This window comes from Arsenicicoccus bolidensis DSM 15745, from assembly GCF_000426385.1.
Taxonomy (GTDB): Bacteria; Actinomycetota; Actinomycetes; order Actinomycetales; family Dermatophilaceae; genus Arsenicicoccus; species Arsenicicoccus bolidensis.
Genome location: NZ_AUFG01000073.1, coordinates 1 through 7951, shown reverse-complemented (window position 1 = coordinate 7951; position 7951 = coordinate 1). Strand labels below are relative to the sequence as shown.

Genomic DNA, 7951 nt, shown 5'->3' with positions numbered 1-7951 from the left:
CGCCGCCGTGGTGACCTCTCGAGGCTCGTGATGGCCGTTTCGGACCACCAGCCGCCGACCCGCCTCGTCGAGCTCGTCGACGAACGCGTCGATGTAGGCGGCGACCTCGGCCTGCAACGCGACGGCAAGCATCTGCCGAGCGCCGTCCCGGACGATCTCATCAAGCAGCGACCCACCGGCCGACTCGTTGGACACCTCGACGTCGTGGACTACCTTGAGCATGAGCGCACCTTCCCGAACCAGCGCGCCAACGCCGGTCCAGATCAGAGTTCTGTGACTACGAGATCTTCCTCGGGAAGGTGCGCTCCATCGCGTTCACCCCGCCGAGGACCATCCACAGGTTCTGATCATTGCTCAGCACGTCACCCGACACCGCGACGACCCCCAGACCATCGCGGCAGCGGAGACCGTCCGGACGATGGTCGGTCTCTCCGACGACGTCACTGACGGTCTCAAGATGCTCCGCCAGCAACTCGACTACGTGACCTTGAAGTTCCGCAACGTCTGACTGCGCGCGACGGTCACCGCTCCAAACCCTGACGGAACCTTCCCGGTTGCCTAAGGTGAGAAAGCGCGATTGACGGGGTGTATGCCGCGCGGCCTCCTCCTTGGAGTACGGCTAGCAGGCGAACCTGCCGATGTCGACACCTGTGCGTGAGCCATCTCGAAGGAGTCACATGAGTTTTGCCGACCTCGTCGCCGACTACGGCAAGGACGCCAAGCGGCGTCTCTCGGGGCCAGGGGAACGAGAGGCGCTCCTGGTCACGCCCATCACCAACCTGATCGAGAGAGCCGGAGCCCTCGTCGACCTGACCGTGGTGACCCACAACGAGGTCTCCGAACTCGAAGGAAGCGTCCGCCCCGATTTCGGAGTTCGCGTCAACGGTGTGCTGGTCGGACACATCGAACTCAAGGCTCCCGGCACATCACTGGACCCGAGCACATACGGATCCACCACGCACAACTACCGGCAGTGGCAGCGGCTGCGAGAGTTGCCGAACCTCCTGCACACCAACGGAACCGAGTTCCGACTCTGGAGGTACGGCGAACTCGTCGACGTCCCCGTCAACGTCCACACCGGAGACCTCAAGACGCACGTCGGTGCGCTCACCGCGCCCGGCCGTCTCGAACTCATCGTCAACAACTTCCTCCAATGGCAGCCCACCACGATCGTGTCGGTCGCAAAACTCGTCGACACCCTCGCCCCCCTCGCCCGGCTCCTCCGAGAGGAAGTCCTCGACGCGGTCAAGGCCGAGCGGCGTGCCATCAAGGGCGGAGCCGACCCCAGCACCATGCCGTTCACCGGCATCTCCAAAGACTGGCGCAAACTGCTCTTCCCGCAAGCCAAGGACGAAGAGTTCGCCGACGGCTTCTCCCAGACCGTGGTCTTCGCCCTCCTCCTCGCGCTCAGCGAAGACATCGAGATCGCGAGCGGCAACGTCTTCGACATCGCACGCGCGCTGGAGAACAAGCACACCATCATGGGCCGCGCCCTGAACCTGCTCACCGAACATGTCAGCGGCACACCAACCTGGTCGGCTATCGAGATCATCATCCGCGTGCTGTCAGCGACGGACTGGGAGCGCCTCGAACGTAAGGGTGAATCGCTCTACCTTCACCTGTACGAAGACTTCCTCGCACAGTACGACCCCGAGAAGCGTCGCAAGTCAGGCTCCTACTACACGCCGGTCGAGGTCGTGGACGCGATGGTCGGCCTCACCGACCGCGCACTCAGAACACACCTCGGGAAACCGGACGGCCTCCGTAACCCCAACGTCGCCATCATCGACCCCGCAATGGGAACCGGCACCTACCCACTGTCCGTGCTCCGGCACGTTGCCGCCGAGGCAGGAAAGCAATACGGGCCGGGGGCTGCCTCCGAAGCCGTCAGCAGCGCCGTCCAGCGGCTCTACGGCATCGAAATCCAGTCTGGTCCCTACTCGGTCGCTGAACTACGCATCAGCGCCGCGATACACGAAGCAGGGGCCAGCCACCCCTCCAACGGGCTGAACCTGTTCGTTGCCGACACACTCGAAGACCCCTACACGGCCTCCGACCAAGACCTCCCCTACACAGCGCAACTCATCGCCCGGCAACGTCAACAGGCCAACAAGATGAAGCGCGAGAAGAACATCCAGGTCTGCATCGGAAACCCGCCCTACAAGGACCACGCCGGAGGCATGGGCGGCTGGATCGAGAACGGAACAGACCCCAACACCAACGAGCACCCACTCGACGCGTTCAAACTCGAAGGCAACGGCGGACACGAACGTCACCTGTCGAACCTGTACGCCTACTTCTGGCGCTGGGCCACGTGGAAAGTCTTCGAATCCACCCACGACCCCGACATCACCGACGGCGGCAACGGGATCATTTCGTTCATCACCGCTACCGGGTACCTCGTTGGACCCGGATTCCGTGGGATGCGCGAATACCTACGCAAAACCTGTTCCAACGGCTGGATCATCAACCTCACCCCCGAGGGCAAACAGCCGCCTCAAGAAAACGCCGTCTTCAACATCGAAACCCCGGTTGCGATCGGCATCTTCCTTCGGCGGGAGGACACGGACGCCGCCACACCGGCCGACATCAAATACCTCGAACTGCACGGTCGCCGCGAAGAGAAGTTCAAACAACTCGCGGAACTCACGTTCGACGACCCACGCTGGCAAGCAACCCGGAGCGACTGGACCGCCCCCTTCACCCCGGCACCAACCGACGACTGGGACTCCTACCCTGCGCTGGACGATCTGTTCCCCTGGCGAGCCAACGGCATCATGGCTGGCCGCGGATGGGTCTACGCGCCGCATCCCGCCACACTGGAAGAGCGATTCCGCGAACTCATCAACGAGACCGATGAGACCACACGATCCGACCTCTTCGGCGAAGGCAAGAAAGAGAAGGGAACACGAGTCCGCTGGGCGAAGGCACCCCTCCCTGGCGACGACACCGAGCAGAACACCACGCGCCCCGTCACCAGCATCACCATGGTCACGGACGTCAAAGCCGTCCGCACGGGCTTCCGAGTGCTCGACCGTCAATGGGTGCTCGCAGATTCCCGGCTCCTGAATCGTCCATCCCCGACGCTCTGGCATGGGCGCATCCCCGGACAGATGTTCGCCGTTGAACTCCACTCCGAACACCCCCGCAGCGGCCCGGGAGTCGTCTACACGAACCTGATTCCCGACGTGCATCACTTCAGGGGTAGCGGTGGCGGTCGAGCGCTCCCGAAACTGCACCCGGACGGGACCCCGAACACCGCCCCCGGACTGCTCGAAGCCCTCTCCCGCCACCTCGGCCAAAAAGTCTCCGGTGGCGACCTCTTCGACTACGTCGCCGGTGTGGCCGCACACAGCGGATACCTCGCTCAGTTCGACGAGCAACTCCGAACCCCAGGTATCCGGACCCCAATCACCCTCGACCGCGACCTCTGGGCACGAGCATGTGAGCACGGCCGTCACATGCAATGGCTCCACACCTTTGGTGAGGCTGGGGCACACCCTGATGGCTATACCGACGTTCGGGACCCGAACCTGGGCGGCCACCCCACCTATGCGACCCCTGTCGGCTCCACCATGCCCACCGAATGGCGCTACGACGCCACCACCGAAACCCTTCATGTTGGAGCGGGCACGTGGACCGGCCTGCGGGCAGAGGCAGCCGAATACACCGTTGGAGGCAGCCAAGTTCTTGAATCCTGGCTCGACTTCCGGCTCGCCACACCCAAGAAGCGGTACGGCTCCGATCTTGACCACATCAACGCCCCCCAGTGGTTTCCCGAATGGTCAGCAGAACTGAGCAACCTGCTCGCCATCCTCAACCAGATCGCCGTCCTGGAAGAAGACATGGGCGAACTCCTGGGCGACATCCTCGCCGGACCACTCCTCAGCCGTGACCAACTCGAAGACGACGACGTTCAGTGGCCCAAGGGCGACCGGGACCCGATCCGCAACCCACGACTCAGCCTCGTCGGGACTCTCCTTGAAGAGCCCACATCAGACGAGGACCAGGCAGGGACCTGAACATGACCACCCACGACACAGCCCTACCCATCACCACCCTGCTACCGGATTCGGCTGCAGAGCCGGTGGTGTTGTTCGACCAGCATGCTGCGCTTCGGTTTGCCATCGTCGAAAGGGACCACGCTCTGCGCATCAGTGCTGAGGAGTGGGACCGCCCAGGGGTCTACATCCTGCTCGACCCGCCCTCGGGCGACGGCTCGTGGGGTTGCTATGTCGGGAAGGCACCCGCAGGTATCCGTACACGTCTACGGGATCACCTCCGAAACAAGGATCACTGGCGGCGGGCCGTACTCGTCCAACGCGACACCACGTTCGGCTTCAACTCCGCACAGGTTGCCTGGCTCGAAGGTCGGCTCTACGACCTTCTCGACGCCGCTGAAGACGCCCGGCCACACAACGGCAACCGACCCTCGGACGAAACCCTCCCGCCGTTCGAGCGGGCCTCACTGGAGAACGCTGTCCTACCGATCTCCCGCATCCTGCGACTCATCGGCTACGACCCGGCGACCGCTGATGACAGCGGCACGGTCAGCACAACCACCAAGTCCTCCCGCACGAGCCGCTTCTACGGCATCACCCTCAAGAATGTCCTCGACGCGGGCTACCTGACCCCAGGTGCGTCCGTCGTCTCAACCAACTCGGTGTGGCCCGCCACTGGGGTCATCAACGCGGACGGCAGCATCACAGTCAACGGCACCAGTCATCCCACACCGTCGGCTGCCGCTGGAGCAGTGAAGGGCGGAGCCGCGAACGGATGGGACTTCTGGGCGGTCGAAGACGCCGCAGGGAAGACCACACTCGCGACGCTCCGCGCCCGCTTCGTCGACTCACGCGACACGTCATCCTGAATCGCGAGGCTTATCAGTTGAAGGCTCTCAAGTGGTTCAAGCGGTGGCCGCGCGCGCCGAAGCGTGATTCGTCTACCCATGCAATGGGGCAGCAGCGGGAGGAGGTAGAACTCCTACGGTTTTTTATGGTGCTGCCCGAGCCCATTGCTCTTCCAGATGGGTTTCAGTTCGCCGGGACAGTCGGCGACGGGCAGCCCCACGAGAAGCGCCTTGACGACCCGCTCGTCGGCTTGACCTTCTATCAGGCCGACGTGCCTGGCGGTCGCATGGAGTCCTCACTGCGAGCCCTGATGTCTGTCACCGCACGCGCGCCTTCACTGCCCAAGCACACTGGGGGCGCGGACACTGCAGTCGGTGTCACAGTCCAGCACACTGTGGTCGAAGCGGTGACCACTCGTGATTCACCCGACACCATTCCTGACGACGACGCCCACGATCCTCGACTGTGGTCGCCTCGCGCCGACGCGTTGACGCGGTGCATAACACTGACGGACCGAGTGTTGAGGGCGCATCGACAGGCAACCGAGTCGACGTACGGGGCGCTGACATACGTGCGTCTGCCAAATCCGGTACTCGTCTACTCGGCGCATGGCATCCGCGAGACCGTGCTGTTGGACGGCGAGACACACGTCTTCACAGAGCCGGTCGGCGACTGGGGCGACCCGTCGGTCATCATGCTCGACCACACGAACCTCGCGGACCCGTTTGCTGGGAAGGAATGGGACGGCGACGTTGCGGAGCGCTTCGACTACTGGCTGCGGGAGCAGGAACGGGGGAACCCCACCAACCTGTGGCGTGAGCGGTTCATCGAGGCGAACCGAGCGCTACGAGTCACCGGGGAGATGGCGAACGCCGTAATCCAGTCGAACACGTCCTGCGAAGTCCTGCTCGACACAGTGCTTGCGCTGCTCCTCTGGGAAGAAGGTGCTGACCCACAAGCAGCGGCCCCGATCTTCGAACACGGAAAGGTGCTGCGGCGTGTCACCCGTGAATACCCGTCGCGTCTCCAAGGCACGTGGTCGACCAAGTCCGGCGCAATCGGCGACTGGTACACCAACTGCTACCGCCTGCGACACCGAGTGGTTCATGCGGGCTACATGCCCAGCCCCCGCGAGGCTCAAGCGGCCGTGGATTCAGCCTTGAACTTGCAGCGGTTTGTGTGGGACCGGATTGCGGCACGTCGGACAACCTATCCGCGCAGCGCGTTGATGACCCTGGCCCAGTCGGGCCTCGAACAACGAGGTTTGTGGTCAGGGAAGATCCGTCGCTTCGCGGAAGAGGTGGCTCCGACCGAGCCGAACTGGCGCGATGCCTACAGCGCCTTCTATCGCGACCTGATGGACGAACTCCTGCAGCAGGACGGGTCGTAGTTGGCGCAGTCGACCCACGACATCGCCGTCGATGTGGACGGCAGCCCCGGCTCGCCGCTGATGTGGGCAACCCTCAGCCAGAGGTGACTGTGGCCCGAGCCGCCTGTCAATACGGCTCGGGCCACCCGGTCGGCCCGGTTCGCCTGATCACCGCGCACCGAAGGCCACCCGCTGTCGACAGTATTGATAGCTGAACAGGGGGAGCGGAAGGGCGTCCAGCAACCCAGGTTCGCCGCCGATATGGGGCTCTTCACACTTCCGGTGGGGGTGGCGGGGTGAGTCCGCCGCCGATGAGGAGCATGCGTAGCCGGTAGTTGTCTCGGTTGCGGAAGCCGCGGGCGATGCGGCGGTGGAGTTCGATGAGCCCGTTGATGCTCTCGGTGCCGCCGTTGCTGGCGCGGCCGGTGTCGAAGTAGGCCAGGAAGGCGTCCCTCCACTGCTTGAGGGTGCGGCCCAGCTTGGCGATCTCGGGGATGGGACACGTGGGGAAGCTGGCGACGACTTGTTCAGCGAGTTGGCGGCCTCGAGCGGGGTCGGGGTGGGCGTACGCGGCGCGAACACGTTGGGCGCACTGCCAGGCGATGTGGACGGCGTCGTGGCGCTCGTCGGCGGCGATGGCAGCGGCCAGGCGGGCCTGTTGCTTCTCGGTGAGCCGCTCGGCCGCGCAGCGCAGGATGTTCCGGATCCCGTACAGCGGGTCGCCGGCACGGCCACGGTGACCGTGGATCTCCTGCTGCACGCGGCGGCGAACCTCATCGACCGCCCGGCCGGCCAGGGCGACCACATGGAAAGCATCCAGGACAGCGGTGGCGTCGGCGAGTTTGTCGTCGATGGCGTTCTTGTAGCCGTGGAACGGGTCCAGGGTGGCGACCTCGACCCCAGCCTTGAACGCCGTGCCGCGTTGGTCGAGCCATGTCTTGTACACGGTCCCGGAGCGGCCGGGTACGAGGTCGAGCAGCCGGGCTCGGACGCGTCCGTCCTTGTCACGGGTCAGGTCGACCATGCCGGTGAGTTCCTTCGGGCCGCGCTTGCGGGGACTCACGTGGTGCCACAGGTGTTCGTCCACCCCGAGGGTGGTCACGCCGGCGAACCGGGCCTCGTCGTCGGCCAGCGTCGCCAGGATGGGTTGGATCGAGCCCCATACCGTCTTCCACGCCACCCCCAGCTGCCGCGCGAGTCCGTGGATGGAGGCGTGCTCGCGGCGGACCTGCTCGATCACCCACCGGCACGCCCGGGTGGTCAACAGCCCGCGCGGGCGGGCTATCTGCTCGTCCTGCTCGGTGAACACCCTGGTCGGGCACGCCGGCTCCAGGCACCGCCACGTGCGTTTGCGCCACCGCAGCCGGGTCGGCCGGGCGAAACACGGGATGTCCACCAGCGTGGTCGTGCGTCGGCCGCGACTCTCAGCGACCACCCCACACGTCGGGCAGCCCATCACCGTCGGCGCGGACTCCATCGTGACCACGAGCACGCCATGGCCGGTCTTGTCGACGTCGACCACGTGCAAGCCGTCCAGGCCGACCAGCAGGTCGCAATGGTCACAGTACGAAGGGGTCGTGGAAGCGCAGCAGCACCCCGTAGGCTCGGACACGTCGAGGCCTTCCGGTCAGGTTGAAGAGACGCTTCCGATCCTGAAGGCCTCGACCCCCAACCACCCTCACCCCGTGCTCTAGCGTGTCGCGCTCACCCCCACCTCAAGGTTGAAGAGCCC

The 7951-nt window shown here is 64.9% G+C and carries 4 protein-coding genes and 1 pseudogene; 3 read left to right on the top strand and 2 right to left on the bottom strand.

Translation table 11 applies throughout. The features are described from left to right. Positions 1-222 (bottom strand): annotated as a pseudogene (locus K313_RS21845) (IS256 family transposase); the annotation flags it as partial. A 455-nt stretch (positions 223-677) separates the two neighbouring features. On the opposite strand from K313_RS21845, the gene K313_RS0119235 reads away from it, so the two are divergent. Genes K313_RS0119235 through K313_RS0119225 form a run of 3 tightly spaced genes read left to right on the top strand, consistent with a single transcriptional unit; the run spans position 678 to position 6240 of the window. Further along, positions 678-4022, top strand: a complete 3345-nt coding sequence (locus K313_RS0119235) for a type ISP restriction/modification enzyme (RefSeq protein WP_029212997.1) — start codon at positions 678-680, stop codon at positions 4020-4022. Between the two features lie 2 nt (positions 4023-4024). Further along, positions 4025-4870, top strand: a complete 846-nt coding sequence (locus tag K313_RS0119230; RefSeq protein ID WP_029212996.1) for a restriction system modified-DNA reader domain-containing protein — start codon at positions 4025-4027, stop codon at positions 4868-4870. A 17-nt stretch (positions 4871-4887) separates the two neighbouring features. Next, complete coding sequence (locus K313_RS0119225) at positions 4888-6240, top strand: hypothetical protein (RefSeq protein ID WP_156911485.1); 1353 nt, start codon at positions 4888-4890, stop codon at positions 6238-6240. Between the two features lie 250 nt (positions 6241-6490). Here K313_RS0119225 and K313_RS0119215 read toward each other — a convergent pair whose 3' ends face one another. Continuing rightward, the gene (locus tag K313_RS0119215; RefSeq protein ID WP_420804905.1) at positions 6491-7831 is read right to left on the bottom strand and encodes an ISL3 family transposase; all 1341 of its coding nucleotides are present in this window, start codon (positions 7829-7831) and stop codon (positions 6491-6493) included. Positions 7832-7951: the final 120 nt, after the last annotated feature.

Bases quoted from the DNA above. Each gene is read 5' to 3' on its own strand.
- K313_RS0119230 (WP_029212996.1), top strand. From the start codon at position 4,025: ATGACCACCCACGACACAGCCCTACCCATCACCACCCTGCTACCGGAT.
- K313_RS0119235 (WP_029212997.1), top strand. From the start codon at position 678: ATGAGTTTTGCCGACCTCGTCGCCGACTACGGCAAGGACGCCAAGCGG.